Origin of the sequence: Methyloversatilis sp. MC4-4 (genome assembly GCF_049843555.1) — a bacterium.
Lineage (GTDB): Bacteria > Pseudomonadota > Gammaproteobacteria > Burkholderiales > Rhodocyclaceae > Methyloversatilis > Methyloversatilis discipulorum_B.
Genome location: NZ_JBBHZK010000001.1, coordinates 1,202,608 through 1,224,181, shown reverse-complemented (window position 1 = coordinate 1,224,181; position 21,574 = coordinate 1,202,608). Strand labels below are relative to the sequence as shown.

Annotated in this window: 19 protein-coding genes; 12 read left to right on the top strand and 7 right to left on the bottom strand. The window is 66.4% G+C overall.

Annotated features, from left to right (window positions below):
* Positions 1-5: 5 nt before the first annotated feature.
* From zapE to pqqE, 7 genes are all read left to right on the top strand, one after another.
* Positions 6-1,151, top strand: a complete 1,146-nt coding sequence (gene zapE, locus WDZ97_RS05570) for a cell division protein ZapE (RefSeq protein ID WP_425762064.1) — start codon at positions 6-8, stop codon at positions 1,149-1,151.
* Positions 1,152-1,350: 199 nt separating this feature from the next.
* Entirely contained in the window at positions 1,351-2,226 is an 876-nt protein-coding gene (locus WDZ97_RS05565) for a hypothetical protein (RefSeq protein ID WP_425762063.1), read from the top strand.
* Between the two features lie 123 nt (positions 2,227-2,349).
* Positions 2,350-2,424, top strand: coding sequence for a pyrroloquinoline quinone precursor peptide PqqA (gene pqqA / locus WDZ97_RS05560; protein WP_008060142.1), 75 nt, complete (start codon positions 2,350-2,352; stop codon positions 2,422-2,424).
* A gap of 144 nt (positions 2,425-2,568) precedes the next feature.
* Complete coding sequence (gene pqqB, locus WDZ97_RS05555) at positions 2,569-3,486, top strand: pyrroloquinoline quinone biosynthesis protein PqqB (protein WP_425762062.1); 918 nt, start codon at positions 2,569-2,571, stop codon at positions 3,484-3,486.
* On the top strand, positions 3,483-4,211 hold the full coding sequence (gene pqqC / locus WDZ97_RS05550) for a pyrroloquinoline-quinone synthase PqqC (protein ID WP_296811294.1): 729 nt from the start codon (positions 3,483-3,485) through the stop codon (positions 4,209-4,211). The genes pqqB and pqqC overlap by 4 nt, the downstream gene beginning before the upstream one ends.
* Before the next feature lie 8 nt (positions 4,212-4,219).
* The gene (gene pqqD / locus WDZ97_RS05545; RefSeq protein WP_425762061.1) at positions 4,220-4,492 is read left to right on the top strand and encodes a pyrroloquinoline quinone biosynthesis peptide chaperone PqqD; all 273 of its coding nucleotides are present in this window, start codon (positions 4,220-4,222) and stop codon (positions 4,490-4,492) included.
* Complete coding sequence (gene pqqE / locus WDZ97_RS05540) at positions 4,489-5,646, top strand: pyrroloquinoline quinone biosynthesis protein PqqE (protein ID WP_304003580.1); 1,158 nt, start codon at positions 4,489-4,491, stop codon at positions 5,644-5,646. Before pqqD ends, pqqE begins: the two co-directional genes overlap by 4 nt.
* Before the next feature lie 82 nt (positions 5,647-5,728).
* Here pqqE and WDZ97_RS05535 read toward each other — a convergent pair whose 3' ends face one another.
* Complete coding sequence (locus WDZ97_RS05535) at positions 5,729-6,610, bottom strand: hypothetical protein (RefSeq protein ID WP_425762060.1); 882 nt, start codon at positions 6,608-6,610, stop codon at positions 5,729-5,731.
* 212 nt (positions 6,611-6,822) lie between these two features.
* Between WDZ97_RS05535 and WDZ97_RS05530 the strand changes: the two genes are divergently transcribed.
* A complete protein-coding gene (locus WDZ97_RS05530) occupies positions 6,823-10,158 on the top strand; it encodes an MHYT domain-containing protein (protein WP_425762059.1) in 3,336 nt (1,111 codons plus the stop codon).
* The gene (locus tag WDZ97_RS05525) at positions 10,159-11,202 is read left to right on the top strand and encodes an HD domain-containing phosphohydrolase (protein WP_341930695.1); all 1,044 of its coding nucleotides are present in this window, start codon (positions 10,159-10,161) and stop codon (positions 11,200-11,202) included. It abuts the gene before it with no gap.
* A gap of 6 nt (positions 11,203-11,208) precedes the next feature.
* On the opposite strand, the gene WDZ97_RS05520 is transcribed toward WDZ97_RS05525, so the two are convergent.
* The 4 genes from WDZ97_RS05520 to asd form a co-directional block, all read right to left on the bottom strand.
* Positions 11,209-11,580: a hypothetical protein gene (locus tag WDZ97_RS05520; protein WP_341930694.1), complete on the bottom strand. Its 372-nt coding sequence runs from the start codon at positions 11,578-11,580 to the stop codon at positions 11,209-11,211.
* Between the two features lie 136 nt (positions 11,581-11,716).
* Positions 11,717-12,100 carry a hypothetical protein gene (locus WDZ97_RS05515; RefSeq protein WP_341930693.1) on the bottom strand — a complete coding sequence of 128 codons (384 nt, stop codon included), beginning with the start codon at positions 12,098-12,100 and terminating at the stop codon, positions 11,717-11,719.
* Between the two features lie 13 nt (positions 12,101-12,113).
* Positions 12,114-12,302 carry a hypothetical protein gene (locus WDZ97_RS05510; RefSeq protein ID WP_029143680.1) on the bottom strand — a complete coding sequence of 63 codons (189 nt, stop codon included), beginning with the start codon at positions 12,300-12,302 and terminating at the stop codon, positions 12,114-12,116.
* A 109-nt stretch (positions 12,303-12,411) separates the two neighbouring features.
* Positions 12,412-13,290, bottom strand: coding sequence for an archaetidylserine decarboxylase (gene asd / locus WDZ97_RS05505; protein ID WP_425762058.1), 879 nt, complete (start codon positions 13,288-13,290; stop codon positions 12,412-12,414).
* 35 nt (positions 13,291-13,325) lie between these two features.
* On the opposite strand from asd, the gene WDZ97_RS05500 reads away from it, so the two are divergent.
* The gene (locus WDZ97_RS05500) at positions 13,326-14,975 is read left to right on the top strand and encodes an aminotransferase class III-fold pyridoxal phosphate-dependent enzyme (protein ID WP_425762057.1); all 1,650 of its coding nucleotides are present in this window, start codon (positions 13,326-13,328) and stop codon (positions 14,973-14,975) included.
* A 133-nt stretch (positions 14,976-15,108) separates the two neighbouring features.
* Here WDZ97_RS05500 and WDZ97_RS05495 read toward each other — a convergent pair whose 3' ends face one another.
* Positions 15,109-15,723 (bottom strand): hypothetical protein, encoded by a 615-nt coding sequence (locus tag WDZ97_RS05495; RefSeq protein WP_341930749.1) that lies wholly within the window; start codon positions 15,721-15,723, stop codon positions 15,109-15,111.
* A 194-nt stretch (positions 15,724-15,917) separates the two neighbouring features.
* On the opposite strand from WDZ97_RS05495, the gene WDZ97_RS05490 reads away from it, so the two are divergent.
* On the top strand, positions 15,918-17,735 hold the full coding sequence (locus WDZ97_RS05490; RefSeq protein WP_425762056.1) for an EAL domain-containing protein: 1,818 nt from the start codon (positions 15,918-15,920) through the stop codon (positions 17,733-17,735).
* Between the two features lie 13 nt (positions 17,736-17,748).
* Here WDZ97_RS05490 and WDZ97_RS05485 read toward each other — a convergent pair whose 3' ends face one another.
* Positions 17,749-19,464 (bottom strand): pseudouridine synthase, encoded by a 1,716-nt coding sequence (locus WDZ97_RS05485; RefSeq protein WP_425762055.1) that lies wholly within the window; start codon positions 19,462-19,464, stop codon positions 17,749-17,751.
* 82 nt (positions 19,465-19,546) lie between these two features.
* Here WDZ97_RS05485 and htpG point away from each other — a divergent pair, with 82 nt between their 5' ends.
* Positions 19,547-21,475, top strand: a complete 1,929-nt coding sequence (gene htpG / locus WDZ97_RS05480; RefSeq protein ID WP_425762054.1) for a molecular chaperone HtpG — start codon at positions 19,547-19,549, stop codon at positions 21,473-21,475.
* The last annotated feature ends 99 nt before the right edge of the window (positions 21,476-21,574 follow it).

Genomic DNA, 21,574 nt, shown 5'->3' with positions numbered 1-21,574 from the left:
GCACCATGCCTCCGCACAAGATACTGAACGTTCCCGAGCGGGGCATGCTGGACACCTTCGAGGCCCAGCTCAAGGTGCGCGGTTACACCGCCGACGCGTCGCAGCGCGCCGCCGCCGAGCGGCTGCAGAAGCTGTACGGCGAGCTGCTCGATTTCAAGGCAGCCCGCCGCACCCAGCTGCGTAAGCTGCTGTCGCGCGCGCAGCCGCCGCGCGGTGTCTGGTTCTGGGGCGGCGTAGGGCGCGGCAAGAGCTTCCTGATGGACTGCTTCTACGATGCCGTGCCTTATCGTCGCAAGAAGCGCGTGCATTTCCACGCCTTCATGCAGCAGATCCACGAGGCGCTGAAAAAGCACAAGAACGAAGCCGATCCGCTGGCGCAGGTGGCCGACGAGATCGCGCGGGCGACCCGCCTGCTGTGCTTCGATGAATTCCACGTGTCCGACATCGCCGACGCGATGATCCTCGGCCGTCTGGTCGACGCGCTGTTCGAGCGCGGCGTCGTGTTCGTCGCCACCTCCAACTATCCGCCGGACGGGCTGTACCCGAACGGCCTGCAGCGGCAGAACTTCCTGCCCACCATCGAACTGCTGAAGAAGCGGCTCGAAGTGTTCGAACTCGATGCCGGTATCGACTACCGCCTGCGCTCGCTCGAACGGATGGACATTTTCATGGTGCCCGGCGGCCGGGGCGCCGACGCCAAGCTGGCCGACGACTTCCGCCAGATCTGCGGCGAGCCGTGCCCGCCGGGCCCGCTGGAAATCCTCGGCCGCACGCTGAAGACGCGCGACCGCTCGCTCGGCGCCGCCTGGTTCGACTTCGATGAAATCTGCGGCGGTCCGCGTTCGCAGAACGACTACCTCGAACTGGCGCGCCGCTATCACTCCATATTGATATCCAACGTGCCGAAGATGGGGCGCGACCAGGCCAACGAAGCGCGTCGCTTCACTTGGCTGGTCGACGTGCTGTACGACTTCCGCGTCAAGCTCATCCTGTCGGCCGAAGTCGAGGCGCAGGATCTCTACACCGACGGCCCGCACGCAAACGAATTCACCCGCACGGTGAGCCGCCTGATCGAAATGCGCACGCGCGAGTACCTGGCGTCGGCGCACCGCGTCGATTTCGCCGGCAGCATGTCCACCGTCGCAGCCTGATTCGCCGTCGCGGTCCTGGTCGCAAGGCCGACGGACCGCGTCACCCCCTGTAAGCGCGGTCTTCTGACCGCGACAGGGCCTGCGACCGAACACCGTCTCTCGCCAAGCTGCCGCGGTCCCCGCCTTGTCCTCATGACCGGACCTTTCCCGGCCGGCGGACGTCTACACTTGCATACAGATTCCTTGCCGCAGGTGCCCGATGTCCATTACCGCCTTGTTTCGCCCGCTGTGCCGACGACTGCTTCTGCTTTGTCTGCTGTGGCCACTCGCGGCCGCAGCCCAGATCAAGCTCGACATCATTCCGCTGAAGCATCGCACGCCTGACCAGGTGCTGCCGGCGCTGCGCCCGCTGGTCGGTGACGAGGCTGCACTGTCGGGCGCCAACAACCGCATCTTCATCCGCGCCGATGCAGCAACGCGTGCCGCCGTGAAGCAGGCCATCGACGCGCTCGACACGCCTCTGCGCAGCCTGATGATCTCGGTGCGGCAGGACAACGATGATTCGATCGGCCGCAACGGCGTTGCCGTATCCGGCGATATTCGCGCTGGCAACGCCGGTGTCCGGGCGCCCGACGGCGGCCGCGAGGGCGCCGTGATCGAGGGCCGCAGTGGCGACAGCCGGGTGCAGACGCGGGTGTGGTCTACCCGCGGTGATGCGGCCGATCGGCTGTCGCAGCGCGTGCAGGTGGTCGAGGGCGGTGCGGCGTTCATCCAGGCGGGCAGCTCGACGCCTATTCCCTTCACCCAGATGGTGGTCGGGCCGCGCGGCGCAGTCGTCAGCCAGGGCACGCAGTACCGCGACATTTCGAGTGGCTTCTACGCTGTGCCGCGCGTCAATGGCGATCAGGTAACGCTCGATATCTCGCCGCAGAAGGAATCGCTGTCCGACACCCAGTACGGCGAGGTGCGCTCGGCGCGGCTGGTCAGCACGCTGCGCGGCCGACTCGGCGAGTGGATGGAACTGGGCAGTTCCGGCCACGACGAACAGGTGAGCGAGCGCGGCGTCACCCGCTATGGCACGCGCGATGCGCAATCGCAGCGACGGGTGTGGGTGAAGGTCGACGTCGTGCAATGACCTTCATGAATTTCCCTAGCCGCGCTTCAATCCGCCGGCGACGCGGGCGCGGGGCCGGGTGGTGATACTGAAGGTGCGTTGGATGACGACGCACATTCTTAAACCGACTGTCAGGAGAAAACCATGAGCTGGGAAACCCCGAAGGCAACCGACCTGCGTTTTGGCTTTGAAATCACGATGTACGTCGCCAACCGCTAAGGTTGCGATCGCCCGGCAGGTTCGCCCTGCCGGGCATCCCGTCTTTCCGGCCCCGCTGCGGCGCGGGCCCTGAATAAACCGACGCCCGGAACGGCCGTCGGCACAAGAAATCAGGCCCTCGAAGGCCAACGATGGAGGAGAAGCATGCGACTGCACGTACTCGGTTCCGGCGCGGGCGGCGGTTTCCCGCAATGGAACTGCAACTGCCCCAACTGCGACGGCCTGCGCCGCGGCACCATCAAGGCGCGCGCACGCACCCAGTCGTCGATCACGGTCAGTGGCGATAACGAGAACTGGGTGCTGTTCAACGCTTCGCCCGACATCCTGACGCAGTTCCAGCATTTCCCCGAGTTGCAGCCGGCGCGCGCGCTGCGCGATACGGCAGTGAAGGCCATCGTGCTGATCGACGGCCAGATCGACCACACCACCGGCCTCTACATGCTGCGCGAGCACCGCCAGCCGCACCAGATCTGGTCCACCGCACCGGTGCGTCAGGACCTGACCGAAGGCAATCCGCTGTTCAAGCTGCTCGGCCACTACTGCGGTATCGAGTGGAACGAGCTGGGCATAGACGACACCGAATTCACCATTGCCGGTGCGCCCGGACTGAAGTTTCGCGCGCACGCGCTGCGCAGCAACGCGCCGCCGTACTCGCCGCGCCGTGACAAGCCGGTGCCCGGAGACAACGTCGGCGTCACCATCGAGGACGCAAAGAGCGGGAAGAAGATCTACTACGCCCCGGGTCTGGTCGAGATCGAACCGCAGGTGTGGGCCGCGATGCAGGCGGCCGACGTGGTGCTGGTCGATGGCACCTGCTGGAGCGACGACGAAATGATCGCGCTCGGCGCGTCGAAGAAGCGTTCGCGCGACATGGGCCATCTGGCGCAGAGCGGCCCGGGCGGCATGATCGAGTGGCTGGACAAGCTGCCGACGACGACGCGCAAGATCCTCATCCACATCAACAACACCAACCCGATCCTGAACGAGGACAGCCCGCAGCGCCGCGAGCTGGACGCGCACGGCATCGAGGTTTCGTACGACGGAATGGACATCACGCTATGAGCACGCAACAGCCCTGGAACCACGAAGAATTCGAAGCCAAGCTGCGCGACAAGGGCGCCGCCTATCACATCTTCCATCCGTTCAACGTGATGCTCAATTCCGGCAAGGCGACGCCGGAACAGATCCGCGGCTGGGTGGCCAACCGCTTCTACTACCAGATCGCGATCCCGGTGAAGGACGCGGCCATCATGTCGAACACGCCGGATCGCGAAATCCGTCGCCAGTGGATACAGCGCATCCTCGATCACGACGGTTACGAAATCACCGGGCCGGACGGCTCGGTGGTGCGCGATGAGGGCGGCATCGAGGCGTGGATCAAGCTGGGCATCGCCACCGGCCTGACGCGCGAGGAAATCGTTGATCTGCGCCACGTGGTGCCCGGCGTGCGCTTTGCGGTCGATGCCTACATCAATTTCGCGCGCCAGCGCCCGTGGCAGGAAGCGGTGTGTTCGTCGCTGACCGAACTGTTCGCGCCGAAGATCCACAAGGAGCGCCTCGCCAACTGGCCGGAGCACTATCCGTGGATCGAATCGACCGGCCTGCAGTACTTCCGCAACCGCGTGTCGCAGGCGCGCCGCGACGTGGAGCAGGGCCTGGCGGTCACGCTGAACTACTTCAACACGCGCGAAATGCAGGAGCGCGCGTTGAACATCCTGCAGTTCAAGCTCGACGTGCTGTGGGCGATGAACGACGCGATGGCCAATGCCTACGGCGTGAACAAGTGAGTGCCGCGATGAACGTCACGACCGCCTCGGTGCCGAAGATCGGCCGCCACTTCCGCATCCAATGGGAGGAGGCGCAGAAGGCCTATGTACTGCTGTATCCGGAAGGCATGGTGAAGCTGAACCAGAGCGCCGGCGAAATCCTGAAGCGCTGTTCCGGCGAGGCCAGCGTGGCCGACATCACCGCCGATCTGGAACAGACCTTCAATGCGCAGGGCCTGCAGCAGGACGTGATCAATTTCGTCGAACTGGCGCTGCAACAGAAGTGGGTGGAAACGACATGACAGATCTTTCCGAAGCGCAAGCCGCTCAGGAAGCGAGCACGATAGGCCCGCCGCTGTGGCTGCTGGCCGAAGTGACCTATCGCTGTCCGTTGCACTGCGTCTACTGCTACAACCCGGTCGACTTCGCCAAACACGAAGACGAACTGACGACCGAGGAGTGGTTCAAGGTGCTGCGCGAGGCGCGCGCGCTCGGTTCGGTGCAGTGCGGCTTTTCGGGCGGCGAGCCCATGCTGCGTGACGACCTCGAACTGCTGGTCGCCGAGGCGCACCGGCTGGGCTACTACACCAACCTGCTCACCTCGGGCGTCGGCCTGAACGAGAAGCGCATCGACGCGTTGAAGGAAGCCGGGCTGGACCACATACAGCTGTCCTTCCAGGATTCGACCCGCGAAATGAACGACTTCCTGTCGTCCACCCGTACCTTCGACCTGAAGCGTCGGGCGGCCGACCTGATCAAGTCGCGCGGCTACCCGATGGTGATGAACTGCACCATCCACCGCCACAACATCGACCACATCGAAGCCATCCTGCAGCTGGCGGACGACATCGACGCCGAGTACGTCGAACTGGCCAACACGCAGTATTACGGCTGGGCGCAGGTGAACCGCGATCAGCTGCTGCCGTCGCGCGAACAGCTGGAGCGCGCCGAGCGCATCACCAACGAATGGCGCGAGAAGCACGGCAACAAGATGAAACTGTTCTTCGTCGTGCCCGACTACTACGAGAAGCGGCCGAAGAAGTGCATGAACGGCTGGGGCAACATCTTCCTGACCATCACGCCGGACGGGCGTGCGCTGCCCTGTCACACTGCGCGCATGCTGCCGGGGCTGGAATTCCCGAGCGTGCGCGAGATGGGCATCCGCGAGGTGTGGTACGAGTCGGAAGGCTTCAACCGCTATCGCGGCACCGGCTGGATGAAGGAGCCCTGTTCGAGCTGCCCGGAAAAGGAGAAGGATTACGGCGGCTGCCGCTGCCAGGCCTACATGATCGCCAACGACCCGGCCGCCGCCGACCCGGTGTGCGACAAGTCGCCCTTCCACCACAAGATCGTCGCGGCGGTGGAGCAGGCGCAGATTCCGGGCAACCCGCAGCAGGTGAAACCGCTGATCTATCGCGGCCCGAAGGAATCGCTGCAGCTCGATCGTCCGTTCTGATCCCGCGTCGACGCAGGTCGCCGCTGTGGGCGCATCCATCCGGATGCGCCCTTTTTCATTGCGGCGCCCGGGCGGCGTCGCGTCAGTCGCGGGACAGGCGGTAGGGCTGGAAGCGGAAGGGGGCGGGCGCAGCGCTGTCCACATCCACCCGTGTCCAGCCCAGCCACGGCGAGCCGTGCGATTCAAGCCGTGTCACGTGCTCGAAGCGCTCGCCGGTGGCCGGATCGACCAGGGGTTTATCGACCCGGTAGGTATGCGTGTCGCCGTGTATCAGCAGCAGCGGTCGGCGGTCATGTTTCGCCCAGGCCACCAGCCGGTCGAGGAACCACGCATGGCGCACTGACACCCCGCCGCGCCCATGCGCCGCGAAGCCCGGATGGGCGTGGAAGGCGATCACCGTCGCACGAACGGTCTGCGGGTCGGCCAGCGCCGCGGCCTCGTCCAGCCAGTCGAGCACATTGCGGCGCAGTGCGCGCCCAGCTGCGTTGTCCGGCAGCGGACTGCCCGGCAGGTTCACCGCGATGAACAGCACACCATTCCGTATCCAGCGGACGTTCTCCGGCGCTCCCTCCTGTCGCTGAAGCGGAAGCGAGGCAGGCGCCGAGAAGAAGCGCCGTCGCAGCGCCTCCAGCCGCTCAAACGGATCATGGCCGCCGGCCGACGGCCGAGCGCAGTCCAGCCAGTCGTTGTCGCCAGGCAGCAGCACCAAAGGATGGCGCGAACCCGCCAGCAGAGCCTGCCGGTCGGCGTAGAGCGCGTCGTCGCAGGGCTGGTTGCCGCTTTTCAGATCACCGATGTGCAGCGAGAAGGCGAGCGGCTGGCGCGATTGCGCGGCCAGCAGGTCGACCGCCAGCTCGCGCTCGACCCGGCTGTAGGGCATGTCTCCCCAGACGGCGAAGGACAACCGGTGGTCGGCCTGCGCACCAGGCGTCAGCGCTGCGAGCAGCAGCAGAGAGCGCTTCAACGGCTTCAGTCGCCTGAACACGCGCTGGACGGCGGTGCAGATGCGCCTGGCGACCCGACCCGGCTCGCCGCGCCATCCGGGCACACGGTGACGATCTTCCTCGGTGTATGGAAAAAAAGCGGGTCGGAACATCAAGGCGCCAGGCGAAACCGCCGTAAGTGACAGAGATGCCGTGCTGAGCGGCACTGCCCACCATACGTCACTTCGGCACGATGCAGAACTTCTTCACCTCCGGTACCGACGACGCTGCGCTGATCCTGCCGATGACGCACGATCCGGCGCTGGTTGCGCTGTCGCTGCTGGTGGCCGTCCTCACCTCGCTGGTCGCGCTGTACACGGTAGGCCAGTCGGAACAGACGCCGCATCAGCGCATGGCGTGGCTGATCAAGCTCGGCTGCAGTCTCGCGCTGGGCGGCGGCGTGTGGGCCATGCATTTCATCGGGATGCTGGCGCTGGACCTGTGCGTGACCGTGCGCTACGACCCGTGGATCACGCTCGCCTCCATGCTGCCCAGCCTGCTCGCCGCGCTGGCAACCATACAGCTGATGACGCGCCCCTCGCTGACGCCGCGCGAACTGCTGGCGGGCGGCGTGCTGATGGGCGGTGGCATCGGCCTGATGCACTACACCGGAATGCAGGCCATGCACATGGAGGCGCAGCTGCGCTACGACCCCCTCATGTTCGGCGTGTCGATCGCGGTGGCGGTGGTACTGGCGACGCTTGCGCTGTGGGTGAAGTTCTTCGTGCCCATTTCCGATCGCCGGCTTCGCCTGGCGGTCAGTGGAACGGTGATGGGACTGGCGATCGCCGGCATGCACTACGCGGGTATGGCGGCCGCCCGCTTCACCGGTGTCGCCGAAAGTGCACCGCATGTCGACACCCTGGTGCTCAGCATTCTCGTCGTGATCGGCACCATCGGCCTGACCGGTTTCGCGATGGGCACCAATGCGCTGCTGCGCTATCGCCAGCTGGTCGATCAGCTCAGCGCGAGCGAGGCGCGCATGCGCGCGCTGCTCGCCACACCGGTCGACGGCGTCGTCATGCTCGATGCGGAAGGCATCGTGCAGACGATGAACCCGACCGCGGAACAGATGTTCGGCTGGCGCGAGTCGGAAATGCGCGGGCGCGACTTCGGTCTGCTGCTGGCGCCCGACGAGAGTGAAACCTACGCGGCCTATCTGGCCGAGTTCAGGCGCACGCGCGTGCCTGCGCTGTCCGGCCGCAGGCGCGAAATCACCGGCCGTCGTCGCGACGGCAGCGAACTGCCCATGCATGTATCGATCGGCCACGCCAGCCTGCGCGAGGGTGACGTATTCGTCTGCTACATCGCCGACATTTCCAGCTTCAAGGAAATGGCGCGTGCGGTGCGCGAAAGCGAGGCACAGCTGCGCTCGCTGATCGGCAACATTCCGGGCGTGGCCTATCGCTGCCTGATGGATGCGCAATGGACCATGCTCTTCATGAGCGACGCTACGCAAACCCTGACCGGCTATCCGAGCACCGATTTCGTCGGCGAGAACGCCATCCGCAACTTCAACGACATCACGCATCCGGACGATGTCGCACACACCTGGAAGGTGGTCGAGGCGTCGATCCGCGACCACCGGCCTTTCATCGTCGAGTACCGCATCGCCCACGCTGACGGTTCCGTCCGCTGGATGTGGGAGCACGGCTCGGCGGTGCGCAACGAGGACGGCGACATCAAGTGGATAGATGGCGTCATTCTCGACATCACCGAGCGGCGCGAGATCGAGCAGGAGCTGCGCGCCGCGAAGGAGCGCGCCGAGCAGGCCGCCGCCTCGAAGTCGGCCTTCCTCGCCAACATGAGCCACGAAATACGCACGCCGATGAACGCCATCATCGGCTTCACCGACGTGCTGCTCGGCAGGGAACTGCCGGCCGAGCACCGGCGCCCGCTGGAAATCGTCGGCAACTCCGCGCGTTCGCTGCTGCGCCTGCTGAACGACATCCTCGACACCGCCCGGCTCGAACGTGGCGCGGTCGAACTCGAAGTGCTCGATTTCGACCTGCCCGAACTGCTGAACCAGCTGGTGATGACGCTGAACGTGCAGGCGGCCGACAAGGGGCTGGCGCTGCGCGTCGATATCGACCGCGCGGTCGGCCGCTACTATCGCGGCGACTCGCTGCGCATCCGCCAGGTACTGACCAATCTGATCGGCAACGCGGTCAAGTTCACCGAGCGCGGCGAAGTCGTGGTGACCGTGCAGGCGCACGCGGACGGGGTGCATTTCGCGGTCAGCGATACCGGCATCGGTATCGCGCCGGAGCGACTCGATGCCATCTTCGAACCCTTCACCCAGGCCGACGCATCGATGAGTCGCCGCTTCGGCGGAACGGGTCTGGGGACGTCCATCTGCAGGCAGCTGGTCGAACTGATGGGCGGCCGGATCGGCGCCCGCAGCACGCCGGGCGAGGGCAGCACCTTCCACTTCACGCTGCCGTTGCGGGCCGGCAACGCGCCGGTCGTCGTGTTGCCGTCGTCGATGGCGCTGCCGCCGATGCGGGTGCTGGTGGTCGATGATGTCGACCAGAACGTCGAACTGCTGGCTTCCCTTCTGACGCGCGATGGACATGAGGTGACGCCCTGCACCGAGGCGACCGAATCGGTGGTTCGGGCCGGCGCCGAACGTTTCGATCTCATCCTGATGGATCTGCACATGCCCGGCATGAGCGGCCTGGACGCCACACGAGCCATCCGCGCCGTCGAGCTGCGTACCGGACGGCCGCCGGTGCCGGTGATCGCACTGACCGCCAGCGTGCTCGATGAGGATCGCGAAGCTGCGCGCGCGGCAGGCATGAACGGATTCGCGACCAAGCCGATCGATCTCGAAGCGCTGCGCGTCGAGATCGCGCGCGTGCTGGGCATGCAGGCCGCAAGCACGAAGGCCGGCGTCGATGACCGCGCCGACGATCCGGTGATCGACATGAAGCGCGCGCTCGCGCTGTGGCGAACCCGTGAGCGCGTCGAGCGGGGCATGCAGCGGCTGCTCGACGAGAACACCGGACTGACGCAGGAACTGGATCGTCTCGCTGCGCTGTCGTCGCGTGACGGTCTGCGCGCGCTGGCTCACCGCGTGCGGGGCGTGGCGGCGAATCTAGGGGCCGTGCAGCTGGCCGCCACGCTGGCCGGCCTGGAAGACGCCGCGGCAACGGAACTGCCGTTGTCACTGACGACGCGCATCGCCGAAGTCGGGGGCGCGCTTTCGGCTTTGCGCAGCGAAGTTGCCAGTTGGCACGGTGCGGTCGCGCAGCCGGTGGCGAAAGAGGCGGAAGCACCCTGCGATGCACAGGTCGTCCTGCGTTACGCCGACACGCTGCTGAAGGCGCTGGAGCGGGGAGAGTTCGACGACCTCACGCTGGCGCGCCTGCTGGCCGCGGTGGGCAGCCATTCCGCAAGCACGCTGCTCGGTCCGCTTGCCGAGGCAATAGAGAACTTCGATGGAGCGCTCGCCGTGACACATCTGCGCACCCTGATCGCCCGCATGCAGGCGATGGACGCCACACGGCTGCACGAGGCGGAGGCCTGAATGGACAGGCTCGAACAACGGATGACCGACGCCGCCAGCGAAGCGGGCGACGCACGCAAGACCGTGCTCTGCGTCGACGACGAGCCGTCCAATCTGCAGGTGCTCAAGCAGATACTGCAGGGTGACTACCGTCTGCTGTTCGCGCGCGACGGCCGGCGGGCGCTCGAACTGGCGCAGGTCGAGCGGCCCGACCTCATCCTGCTCGACGTGATGATGCCAGACATGGACGGTCACGCGGTGTGCCGCACGCTGAAGGCGGACGAGCGCCTGGCACGCGTGCCGGTCATCTTCGTCACCGCGCTGAGCGATGTCGAGGACGAGGCGCGCGGTCTGGAGCTCGGCGCCGTCGATTACATCTGCAAGCCGGTCAGTCCAGCCATCGTGCGTGCGCGCGTACGCACCCATCTGTCGCTGGTCAGCGTGAGCGAACTGATCGAGACGCGCCTGCAGGTGATACAGCGGCTCGGTCTGGCCGCCGAATACAAGGACAACGAGACCGGTCTGCACGTTATCAGGATGAGTCACTACGCATGCATCCTCGCGCGTGCCGCCGGCTGGAGCGAGCCGCGTGCGCAGGAACTGCTGCATGCGGCACCGATGCACGATATCGGCAAGATCGGCATTCCCGACCACATCCTGCGCAAGCCCGGCAAGTTCGACGACGCCGAGTGGGAAATCATGAAGAGCCACGTCGACATTGGCGTGCGCATCATCGGCGAACACGACAGCGGCCTGCTCGCCGTCGCCCGGCGCATCGTCAGCGGGCACCACGAGAAGTGGGACGGTTCGGGCTATCCGCACGGCTTGCGCGAAACGGCGATCCCGATCGAGGCACGCATCGTCGCCATCGCCGACGTGTTTGATGCGCTGACCTCGGAACGGCCCTACAAGAAGGCATGGTCGGTCGAGGACGCCTGTGCGTTGCTGATCGAACAGAAGGGACGCCACTTCGAGCCGCGGCTGGTCGACCTCTTTCTCGATTGCCTGCCGCAGGTGCTGGAAATCAAGCAGCGCTGGTCCGAACGAGCGCCGGACATCCCTTGAGCGCGTTCAGCGCCTGAAGCGCCGCTTCACGTCGAGCACGCAGCCGGATCTGTCCTTGTTGCCGAGCGTGCTGCAGGCCGCCAGTTCCGCCTCGTAGGCTGCCACCTCTTCGGGCTGCAGTGGCGTCATCGCCTCGCCCGGGAAAAGCTTGCGTGCCTGATCGAGGGTCGCTTCGTACCGCATCCTGCTGCGCGCAAGACAGTCGTCCCTGAGTTCGGCTGCGACGCGCTCGCACTCGTGGTCGGTACGCGAGCGCTCGATGTCCGCGCGCCGCAGCGCGTCCGCGTAGCCCCGGCGATCGGCGGCCGGGGCATTTGCGGAGAAGCCGGCGAGCAGCGAGCACAGCAGGAGCGGCAGAGCGTGGCGGAAGCAGGACACGAACGTCGTCCGTCAGAAGGTCGGATGACGGATTCTAGTGATCCCGCGCGCGCTTACCGTGGCGGAATCCTCTCTGCCGATGTCTGATTTGTGTCCATGCGTTAAGTCGCGGCACAGATGCCCGAACTGAGTCTCGCTAGCTGCGCAGCATCACCTCGCCGAACAACCGCACCCGATCGCCCACGCGCAGATTGCCCAGACTCGGGCGCACGACCGTGCGCAGTTCACCGCTCTCCAGCATGATGCTGATGCTGTAGCGCCCGGGCGGCGCGATGCCATCCTGCTTCGGTGCATCGGGCGTGTGTGGCTCCAGCGGCTGCTCGACCAGGGGCCACAGCATGTCGATACGGACGATTTCACCATACGGGCTTTCGACGCCGTAGGACCATGGCGTGGCCGCCGCGATCATCGCCGCCTCGGCGGTACGGCTGTCGGCGATCGCAGCGGTGTCGGGCTGGCGCGCGCACGCCCCGAGCAGCAGCCCGGACAGCACGGCGAGGGTGATCGGCGCGGCGTGCATGGGGCGGGTCGTCCTACTTGCGCGCTTCGTCCAGTGTGTCCTTGGCCTTGTCGCCGGCGTTCTCGATCTTGTCGCCGGCCTGCTCGACCGCGTTGTCGAGTGCCTTGCCGGCGCGTTCGGCCGGTCCTTCCTGCTCGCAGGCGGCCAGCGCAACGGCAAAGACGGCGACGAGGGTGGCAGCTACGGTGCGATGGATGTTCATGTCGGGCTCCCTGTTGTGGTGGTCGGCGCACGTGCGCCGCGATGGCATCTTCTTCATCCGGCGTCGAAAGTTCCGTCGGTGCGCCGCGCTGCAGCGTGTCGGGACTGTCCTACACGCTGTCCCCCGGTGGCGGCGCGAACAGCGCCTGACCCATCCGGATGCGCTCGCCGGTGCGGACCTGCGGCGCCAGCGCTGCCTGCGCCGGCAGCAGTACGATGATGGTCGAGCCGTGTTCGAACCAGCCCATTTCCTCCCCTCGGCTGACGGTCGAATCGCAGCGCAGTCGGTGCGGTCCGGCGTAGCGCGCGTGCAGCGTCAGGTCGATGCAGTGCAGGCGCAGGCTGGCAACCAGAATGGCGGCCACCGGCACCATGACCAGCGGCGTGCCGTCGCGCATCCGTGTCGTCAGTACGGCACGCTCGTTGCGGCAGTAGAGCCGCTCGACGCGATCGAGCGCCGGCGGATTCACGTTCCAGGTATCGCCCGGAAAATAGTGCACCTGCTCGACGCGGCAGTCCGTCGGCGCGTGGAATCGGTGGTACATCGACGCCGTGATTCGCAGCGTCACGTAGCACCCGTCGCGCAGCTGCGCCGCCAGCGCCTCGTCGCCCAGCAGTTCGCCCAGCGTGTAGCGCATGCCTTTGGCCTGCAGCAGCGTGTCGCCGTCGATACGGCCGAGCGCGCCGGCGATGGCGTCACACGGGCTCACCAGTGTGTCCGGCCGCGGGTCGATCGGTCGGGCGCCGTCGCGCAGTTCGCGGATGAAGGCGTCATGCAGGCTGGCGAAGCGCGTCTTCTTCGCCTCCGACAGATCGACCTCACCGAGGGCCCTCCACAGCGCAATCGACGCGTCGCGCACCCACGGATGCTCGATCTTGCTGAACCAGCCGAAGAAGCGGGTGAGTGCCGCGCGCGGGATGCGGTTGGTCAGCGCGAAGTTCAGCGCGTCGTTGGCCAGCAGGCGCTGGAGCAGGGTGCGTGCAGTCACGGTTGCGTAACCTCGCGCTGATACATGTGCAACATATGAACGAATCCCTTCCTCTCTATGTGGCCAGCGCTGCGGCGCTGGCAGCGCTGTTGCCGCGGCTGCACCGCCGGCTCCAGCTTTCGCGGGCCAAGCACCGCTCCCTCGCCGGCCATTCGAAAATGTCGCGGCGGGTCGCGAAGCTGCTGCCCTTCTATGAATTCGACGAAACGGGCTTCTACATCGCCGACGGTGCGCCGGAGGACGTGGCCGCCCGCCGTCGCCACGGCTTCGAGGCACTGGCCGCGCTGTACGCGCAGCGTTTCGCGCTTACCCGCGCGCTGACCGACGACACGCAGTCCATGGTGTCGGACATGCAGTTCACCGGCAGCTACCGCGTGCCCTTCCAGTTCAGCCGCCATGTGCGCAGCCATCTGAAGGCCGGTTCCTTCGTCCAGTCGTCGGCCGGCGTCACGCTGACCGACCTCGACGGCAACGTGTTCTACGACCTCGCCGGCTCCTACGGCGTGAACGTGTTCGGCTACGACCTCTACAAGGGCTGCATGGCGCGCGGCGCGGCGGCGGTCGAGGCCCTCGGTCCGGTACTCGGCGCCTACCATCCGCTGCTGGCCGACAACGTGAAGCGGCTCTGCGCGATCTCGGGCATGGAAGAGGTGTCCTTTCACATGTCCGGTACCGAGGCCGTGATGCAGGCGGTGCGGCTGGCGCGCTATCACACCGGCCGCAGTCATCTGGTGCGCTTCTGCGGCGCCTACCACGGCTGGTGGGGCGACGTGCAGCCGGGTGTCGGCAATCCGACCGCAGCCGAGCACACCTACACGCTGAAGGACATGCACGAGGACACCTTGCGCGTGCTGCGCAGCCGGCGTGACATCGCCTGCGTGCTGGTCAATCCGCTGCAGGCGCTGCACCCGAACGCCGGCGCACCGGGCGACTCGTCTCTGGTGGATGGCGGCCGCCGTGCCGGCTACGACCGGGCTGCCTATACCGCCTGGCTGCAGCAGTTGCGCAAGGTGTGCACGGCGCGCGGCATCGTGCTCATCTTCGACGAGGTGTTCCTCGGCTTCAGGCTGGCCAAGGGCGGTGCGCAGGACTACTTCGGCGTACGCGCCGATCTGGTCACCTACGGCAAGACGCTGGGCGGCGGCTACCCCGTCGGCGTCGTCTGCGGCCCGCATCGGTTGATGAAGCGCTATCGCGACGACCGGCCGGCCGATATCTGCTTCGCCCGCGGCACATTCAACTCGCATCCGCACGTGATGGCAGCGATGAACGAATTCCTGAAGCTGCTCGACACGCCGGAAATCGAAGAGATTTACCGCAACGCCGACGCAGTCTGGACCGCGCGCGCAGATCGACTGAACGAGCGCCTGCGTACCGATGGTCTGCCGGTGCGCGTGGCACACATGCAGTCGATCTGGACGGTGACCTACACCGTGCCGTCGCGCTACAACTGGATGCTGCAGTACTACCTGCGCGCGGAAGGCCTGGCATTGAGCTGGGTCGGCACCGGCCGCTTCATCTTCAGCCTGAACTACGGCGAAGCCGACTTCGACGCGGTCTGCGAACGCTTCGTGGCCGCAGCGAAGACGATGGAAGCCGATGGCTGGTGGTGGACGCCGCCCGGCGCCAGCAACAAGGGCATACGCCGGCGCATCCTGCGTGAAATGCTGACGCGGAAGCGCTGAGCCCTTCCCGGACTGGCGTGCCGCCGGTCCGGTGCGCCCATCCCGAGCGCACGTGATCCGGACCACGCAGATGAAAACGGGGAAGGGCGATGCCCTTCCCCGAATGTCGTCGAACCGAAAGTCTGCGTGCAACTCAGGCCTTTGCTGCGTGCTGCGCGTGCATCGGATCGATCAGTTCGCCACGCAGCAACGCCAGCGGCGCGCGGTGGTAGAGCTTCACGTCGTGGAAGGGATCGGTGGCGATCTTGGTCGCCCACACCAGACCGGTCTGCACGCCCTGCAGGTGGAACAGGTGCAGCGTGCGGAAGATGAGGCCGCCGATGCCGATGGCGATCCAGGTAACCGACATGTTGTAAAGGAAGCCGCGCGCGTCGGTGTGCGCCTCGAACAGGCCGAACAGCGTCGGATCGATGTAGAGGGCCAGCGGCGACGCCGCCCAGATCGCCATCAGCACCACCTTGCGGCGGAGGTTGTAGCCGACCTTGATGTCTTCCTTGTGCTCGTGCGTCGCCTGATTGACGTGATCGTAGCCCTTGGGCTCGAAGAAGAAGTGTCCGGCCTGGCGCGACACCATGGCCACGCCCCAGCTCAGCAGTGCCGCGATCACCGGGTCGACGAAAAGCATGACGTAGGCGCACAGAAAGCTCAGCGCGCTGAGCAGATGAAGTGCCTGATTGATGCGGCTGTGGTGGTAGTAGCGGTGATCGTCCCAGCGCTGGGTGCGCAGTTCTTCGAAAAAGGAATGCATGTGAGTCCTCCTGTGAGTGTGGCAAGACTAGGAAGACAGGGTTACGGCCGGAATGCAGTTCGTCTAAGAATTGGTGACAGATCCGCATCGCGATCCGGATGCACTGCACGTAGCGAAAGCTTCACCGAAGCTTCACGAAAGCTGGCGGCGTCGCTGCCGATAGGCACTCGGGTCCATGAATACAACAGACAGACATGCACACCTCTTCCGACAAGCTGAACCAGACCGCGCTGCGCGCATTGATCGATGGCCGCGCGCTGGGCATGGTGTTCCAGCCCATCGTCCGGCTCGATGACGCTGCCGTGGTGGCCCACGAAGCGCTGGTGCGCGGCCCCGAGGGCGGCGCGCTGCACCTGCCGGCGGTGCTGTTCGCCACCGCACGCGCCATCGGCCTCGAAGCCGAACTCGAAATCGCCTGCGTCGAGGCGGCGGTGCGCCAGTTCGATCCGGCGACGCCGGGCCAGCTCTACGTCAATTGCAGCGCCGGCACCATCCGTCATCTTGGCTCGGAGGGCTGCGTCGGCCTGCTGTCACTGCTGGCCGAGCACGCGCTGTCGCCGTCGCGCCTGGTGCTGGAACTGACCGAGCACGAACGGGTGACCGACGTCGATTCGCTGCGCATCAGTCAGGCCCGACTTTCGGCGCTGGGCATCGTGGTCGCGCTCGACGACTTCGGCGACGGTCGTTCCAGCCTGCGTCTGTGGGCCGAACTGGCGCCGCCGCGGGTGAAGCTGGACCGCTATTTCACGCACGGCATCCACACCGACAGCCGGCGCGTCGAGGCGGTGCGTGCCGCGGTGCAGCTGGCGCGCTCCTTCGGCGCCGAACTGGTGGCCGAGGGCATCGAGCACGAAGCCGAACTGGCGGTGCTGCGCGATCTGGGTGTGCATTTCGGCCAGGGCTATCTGCTCGGGCGGCCGCAGGGCCAGACGGTCAGTCACATGCAGTCGGCAGTGATCGCGCTGATGCAGTCGCGGCAGATCGCGGTGCTGCCCGACACACCGCATCGCGACATGAGTACCGGTACGGTGAGCCGGCTGGCGATTTCCGCGCCGGCGGTCGAGCCGGATACGCCGAATCTGACGGTGGTGCAGGTGTTCGCCGATCACCCGGAACTGCTGGCGCTGCCGGTGCTGGAGCAGGGCATCCCGGTCGGGCTGATCAACCGGCGCAGTTTCATGGACCTGTACACCCAGCCGTATCACAAGGAGGTGTACGGCAAGCGGCCGTGCGCGCTGTTCATGAATCCGAACCCGCTGCGCGTCGAACGCAGCACGCCGCTGGAGTCGATGAGCACCGTGCTGGCGGGCGAGGACCAGCGCTATCTGTACGACGGCTTCGTCGTCACCGAACACGGCCGCTACGTCGGCGTGGCGACCGGCGAAAGCCTGGTGCGCGCGGTGACCGAAATGCGCATCGAAGCGGCGCGGCACGCCAATCCGCTCACCTTCCTGCCGGGCAATATTCCGATCACCGAGCACCTTCAGCGGCTGATGGCGGGGCGGGCCAGTTACGCGGCATCCTACTTCGACCTGAACAACTTCAAACCCTTCAACGACCTCTACGGCTATTACCGCGGCGACGAAATGATCAAGCTGGCGGCGCGCAGCATCCAGCACGAGGCGGACCCGCTGCGCGACTTCGTCGGCCACGTCGGCGGCGACGACTTCATCGTGCTGTTCCAGAGCGAGGACTGGCAGGCGCGCTGCGAGCGCATCATCGCCCGCTTCAACACCGAGGCGCGTGGCCTGTTCAATGCGGAAGAGCTGGCCAGCGGTCACATGGAGGGTGAGGATCGCAAGGGCAACCGCACGCGCTTTCCGCTCACCACGCTGTGTGCCGGCGTGGTGCTGGGGCAGGGCGGCGGCTTCCGTACTGCCGAGGAGGTCGCTTCGGCCGCAGCCAGCGCCAAACGGCAGGCCAAGGCCAGCGGCGGCGGCCTGCACGTGCAGACCGCCGGTTGCAGCGCCAACGACGCGGCGCCGGAGGTGCCGGCGCTCGACGTGGCGTGAAACCGTCAGGCGCTCAGAACAGCTCGTCCTTGCGCAGGTAACGCCACTTGCCGACCGGCAGGTCGGCCAGTGGAACGCGGCCGATGCGCACGCGCTTCAGTGCGACGACTTCGAGGCCGACCAGTTCGCACATGCGGCGGATCTGGCGCTTCTTGCCCTCGCGCAGCACGAAGCGCATCTGCTCCTCGTTCTGCCAGCTCACCTTGGCCGGCTTCAGCGGCTCGCCGTCCAGCTCCAGCCCGTGGTTCAGCAGCTTCAGCGACTCCTCGGGGAAATCCTCGGACAGCGCACCGCGACCAAAGGGCTTGGTCGCGCGTACGCGCACCAGGTATTCCTTCTCGATGGTCGAGTCCTCGCCGATCAGCTGGCGGGCGACGCGACCGTCCTGGGTCAGCACCAGCAGGCCGTGCGAATCGATGTCGAGACGACCGGCGGGCGCCAGACCGCGCAGGTGGTTGCGGTTGAACTTGAGGCCCGATCGGTCACCGGCCCACTGGTTCTCCGGCAGGAAGAGCACGCTGGCCGGCTCATGCCCGTCCTCCGCCTGGCCGCTGACGTAGCCGACCGGCTTGTGCATCAGCACGGTCACGCGCAGCGCCTGGTCGGCGCGTGCCTGCTTGTGCACCTCGACCTTCTGGTGCGGCAGCACGCGCTGGCCGAGCAGCGCCACTTCGCCATCGACGGTGACCCAGCCGCGGGCGATCCAGTCGTCCGCCTCGCGACGCGACGCGGCACCGCGGTCGGCCAGCCAGCGAGACACGCGGATGCCGTCCTTCGCGTCGTCGCCATCCTCGCCCTTGTCGGCCTGCACGCGGCCCAGCTTGTCTGTTTCACGTTCGTCCCAGGCCTTGGCCGGACGAACCGGCGCCGCCTTGGGCGGACGCGGCTTGAAATCGCCGCCGGCGCGGGCAGGGCGGCTGTCGCCCTCAGTGCGACGCGGCGGACGATCGCCGGAATTTCCGCCTGATTCGCTGCGGGCCGGGCGCTCGCGGTTCTCCCAAGGCTTGCGCTCACCGGAATCGGTACGCGGCGGGCGGGCGTCGCGGTCCGGGCGCGGCGTCCATTCCCGCTTTTCGCCGGCGGGGCGCGGCGGACGGTCTCCGAATTCCTTGCGCGGCGGGCGGTCGCCGACATTCCCCCCCGATTCGCTGCGGGCCGGGCGCTCGCGGTTCTCCCACGGCTTGCGCTCGCCCGAATCGGTGCGCGGCGGACGGGCGTCGCGGTCCGGGCGCGGTGTCCACTCACGCTTCTCGCCGGTCGGGCGCGGCGGACGGTCTCCGAATTCCTTGCGCGGCGGGCGGTCGCCGGAACTGCCGCCTGATTCGCTGCGCGCCGGTCGTTCGCGGTTTTCCCACGGCTTGCGCTCGCCGGAATCGGCGCGCGGCGGGCGGGCTTCGCGGTCCGGGCGCGGTGTCCACTCGCGCTTCTCGCCGGCCGGGCGCGGCGGGCGGTCGCCGAATTCCTTGCGCGGCGGGCGGTCGCCGTCCGGACGCGCGGCACGCGGCTTGCGCGCGGGAGCGTCCTTGGGGGCGGGTTTGGCGTAGGACTTGGCGGCCGGTGCGACCTGCGTCGTGTTGCGGCTCAGCGTGCGTGACTTGGCCGTGCTGTTGCGTACCGGCTTGCGGGCCGGATTGCGGTCGGTCGGCGTGTCGTCGTCGGATTTGCGCGGCAAACCCAGTTTGGTGCGGGTGGTCATCGGCGTGAAAACATTCTGTGGACCCGACAGCATAGCGGGGTCTTGAAATGCCGGGGGGAAGTCTCCATATCCCGCCGTTGTCATCCCACCCCACGTCTACTGATTCGGAGTTGTCATGTCGGACACCGCAACCGCCCAGACCATGAATTTCCAGGCCGAGGTGAAGCAGCTGCTGCACCTGATGATCCACTCGCTGTACAGCAATCGCGACATCTTCCTGCGCGAACTGGTAAGCAATGCGTCAGACGCCTGCGACAAGCTGCGCTTCGAAGCCATCGCCAACCCGGCATTGTTCGAATCCGATGCCGACCTGAAGATCCGTGTCGCCTACGACAAGGCGGCGCGCACGATCACCATTACCGACAACGGCATCGGCATGTCGCGTGACGACGCGATCGCCCATCTGGGCACCATCGCCCGCAGCGGCACCAAGGAGTTCTTCTCCAGCCTGACCGGCGACCAGAAGAAGGACGCCAACCTGATCGGCCAGTTCGGCGTCGGTTTCTACTCCGCCTTCATCGTCGCCGACACGGTCACCGTGAATACCCGCCGCGCCGGTCTGCCGGCCGAGCAGGGCGTGCGCTGGTCCTGCTCGATGACCAGCGATACCGCCGGCGAGTATTCGGTGGAATCCATCACCAAGGCCGACCGCGGCACCGAAATCGTGCTCCACCTGCGCGAGGACCAGGACGAGCTGCTGTCCGGCTTCAAGCTGCGCTCCATCATCCGTGAGTATTCCGACCACATCCTGCAGCCGGTGGTGATGAGGAAGGAGGAGTGGAAGGACGTTGATGGCGAACACAAACAAGTCGTGACCGACGAGGATGAAACGGTCAACCAGGCCAGCGCGCTGTGGACCCGTTCGAAGTCGGACATCAGCGACGAGCAGTATGTCGAGTTCTACAAGCACGTCGCCCATGACTTCAGCGACCCGCTGGCGTGGACCCACACCCGCGTCGAGGGCCGCCATGAATACACGCAACTGCTCTACATCCCGTCGCGCGCGCCCTTCGATATGTGGGACCGCAACGCCAGCCACGGCCTCAAGCTCTACGTGCGCCGCGTGTTCATCATGGACGACGCCGAGAAGCTGTTGCCGGCCTATCTGCGCTTCGTGCGCGGCGTGGTCGATTCGGCCGACCTGCCGCTCAATGTGTCGCGCGAAATCCTGCAGGAAAGCCGTGACATCGACACCATACGCTCCGGCTGCGCAAAGAAGATCCTGTCGGTGCTGGAAGACCTGGCCGAGAACCAGAAAGAAAAGTACGCCACCTTCTGGAAGGAATTCGGCCGTGTGCTGAAGGAAGGCGTGGGCGAGGACCAGGCCAACCGCGAAAAGGTGGCGGGCCTGCTGCGCTTCGCCTCGACCCATCTCGATACCGAGGAGCAGTCGGTGTCCTTCGCCGACTACATCGGCCGCATGAAGGAAGGTCAGGACAAGATCTACTACGTCACCGCCGAAACCTTCAAGGCGGCGAAGAACAGCCCGCACCTCGAAGTGTTCCGCAAGAAGGGCATCGAGGTGCTGCTGCTGTCCGACCGCATCGACGAGTGGGTGGTCGGCAACATGAACGACTTCGACGGCAAGCAGCTGGTGTCGGTCGCCAAGGGCGGCCTCGACCTCGGCGCGCTCGCCGACGAGGAAGAGAAGAAGGCGCTGGAGCGCGACGAGGGCGAGTTCAAGCCGCTGGTCGACAAGCTTCAGGCCAGTCTGGTCGAGCGGGTGAAGGAAGTGCGCATCACGCACCGCCTGACCGAGTCGCCGGCCTGCCTGGTGTCGGACGAGTTCGACATCGGCGGCAACCTCGCCCGCATCCTGAAGTCGGCTGGGCAGGAAGCGCCGCTGTCCAAGCCCATCCTGGAAATCAATCCGCAGCACCCGGTGGTGCAGCGGCTGCGCGGTGAAGAAGCGCACTTCGATGACTGGGCGGGCGTGCTGTTCGATCAGGCCCTGCTGGCCGAAGGTGGCGCGCTCGAAGATCCGGCCAGCTTCGTGCGCAGGATGAACCAGCTCATGCTGGCGATGGCCGGCGAACGCAGCTGACCCGGCGAGGGCGCCGCGACCGGATGACCGGTGCGGCGGCTTCGGTGCAGGTCATGACGAACGGCGCAGGTATCGCACTGCGCCGTTCTTGCGTCTACG